Source organism: Methylobacterium sp. J-001, assembly GCF_022829565.1.
Classification (GTDB): domain Bacteria; phylum Pseudomonadota; class Alphaproteobacteria; order Rhizobiales; family Beijerinckiaceae; genus Methylobacterium.
In genome coordinates this window covers 1-1,804 of record NZ_JAKSYN010000211.1, presented here as the reverse complement: position 1 = coordinate 1,804, position 1,804 = coordinate 1, and the positions used below count along the sequence as shown (strand labels likewise).

1 protein-coding gene and 1 pseudogene are annotated in these 1,804 nt (G+C 64.0%); both read right to left on the bottom strand.

Annotated elements, in window-relative coordinates; translation table 11 throughout:
- Nucleotides 1-305, bottom strand: a pseudogene (locus MKK65_RS27990) (peptide ABC transporter substrate-binding protein); the annotation flags it as partial.
- A 40-nt stretch (nt 306-345) separates the two neighbouring features.
- Nucleotides 346-1,464: a branched-chain amino acid ABC transporter substrate-binding protein gene (locus MKK65_RS27985; RefSeq protein ID WP_058192432.1), complete on the bottom strand. Its 1,119-nt coding sequence runs from the start codon at nt 1,462-1,464 to the stop codon at nt 346-348.
- Nucleotides 1,465-1,804 lie beyond the last annotated feature (340 nt).

The following is a 1,804-nucleotide window of genomic DNA, read 5'->3' as shown; positions in this document are numbered from 1 at the left end:
CAGGCGGCCAGCGGCTCGTAGAAGATCCGGGAAGCCTCCTGGTCCTTGGTGCCGATGGCGAAATGCGGGTTGATCAGGGTCGGCGCCTGCCACCAGAGCAGGCGCAGCGCCCCGCCGCCCCCGGCCTTGGCCGGCTTGTAGCCGGCGCGGATGTCGGCGGCCATCGCCACCCCGTTCCCGGCCAGCATCAGCCCGGCCATCGGCGCGGAGAGGCCGAGCGCCAGCATCCGCTGCACGAAGCCGCGCCGCGACAAGCGGCCGTCCTTCACCTGCTCGATGAAGCCACGCAGATACCGCTCATCCATGAGTTTGCCCTCGATCTCCGCCGCGCTGTGCGCAGTGTGATCATTGAGTCAATTCGTGCCCTGTGTAGTCGATCTTGCCGTCGGCGCCTTTCGCCCACTCGTACATGATGTAGTCGGGTCGGGTGATGTCGCCCTTCTTGTCGTAGGCGATCTCGCCGATCACCGTCTGCGTCGGCCTGCCTTGGTGCAGCCAGTCCGCGAGCGTCTTGCCGTCGCTGGAGCCGGTCTCGGCCATCGCCTTCGCCAGAACCTGCACGGCCGCGTACGAGTAGAGCGTGTAGGCCTCGGGATCGATGCCCCTAGCCTTGAAGGCCGTCACCACATCCTTGGCGTTCAGGTTCTTGCGCGCGTCCGGCGAGAAGGTCATCAGCGTCCCCGCTGCGCCTGGGCCGGCGATCTGGACGAACTCCTTGTCGGTGATGCCATCACCGCTCATCATCGGCGCTTTCAGGCCCTGGTCGCGCATCTGCCGGATGATCAGCCCAGCTTCGGTGTGCAGGCCGCCAAAGTAGATAATGTCGATGTCGGCTGACTTTAGCTTGGAGGCGAGCGCCGAGTAGTCCTTCTCACCAGGATTGATGCCCTCGAACATCACCTCCTTGCCGCCCTTGGCCTTGAGAAACTTCAGGGTCTCGTCGGCGAGTCCCTTGCCGTAGGGCGTCTTATCGTGGACGAAGGCGATCTTCTTGCCCTTGAAGTGCTCGGCCAGGTAGGTGCCCGCCACCGCGCCCTGCTGGTCGTCGCGGCCGCAGGTGCGGAACGTGTTCCACATGCCGCGCTCGGTGAACTTCACGTTCGTGGAGGCGGGCGTGACTTGGACGATGCCACCGTCGAGGTAGACGTCGGAGGCCGGGATTGACACACCGGAGTTGAAGTGACCGACGACCATCTTGACGCCCTCGCTGGCGAACTTGTTGGCCACTGAGACGCCTTGCTTGGGATCGCTTGCATCGTCGCCGATGACGGCCACGAGCTTCTGTCCGTTGATCCCGCCAGCTTTGTTGATGTCGTCAACTGCTTGGCTGGCGCCGTTCTTGATCTGAGCGCCGAACGCCGCGTTAGGCCCAGTAATCGCACCGACGATGCCGATCTTGACCTGAGCCTGCGCTGAGCCGGCCATCAGGAAGCCGAGAATGCCGGCCAACACAGAAGCGCGCATGTTGATCTCTCAGGCTACCGCTCTCAGGCGTTACCCGTGCCTGCCTGCAAGATCGTGGCCGTCCAGAGCGGAGCTCACACCGGTCAAACGGTCGAACCGTTCTACTCATGTGCCCTTTACCGGCGTCCAGCGACCTTATGAGGTTCTGCCTGCGCCGTAGATCCTGCCAGTGCAGGCATTCAGCCGCGCCCCCTGTGCGGTGACCTGACCGGCTGGCTTTGGACCGGACTGATTGAGAGGATCAGCCAGGACCGAAGGAGTCGGACATGCGGCGAGGTCAAAAGACGAGCGCGGAGCAGGTGGTGCTGAAGCTGCGGCAGATCGAGGTGCAGACGGCCCA

Bases quoted from the DNA above. Each gene is read 5' to 3' on its own strand.
- MKK65_RS27985 (WP_058192432.1), bottom strand. From the start codon at position 1,464: ATGCGCGCTTCTGTGTTGGCCGGCATTCTCGGCTTCCTGATGGCCGGC.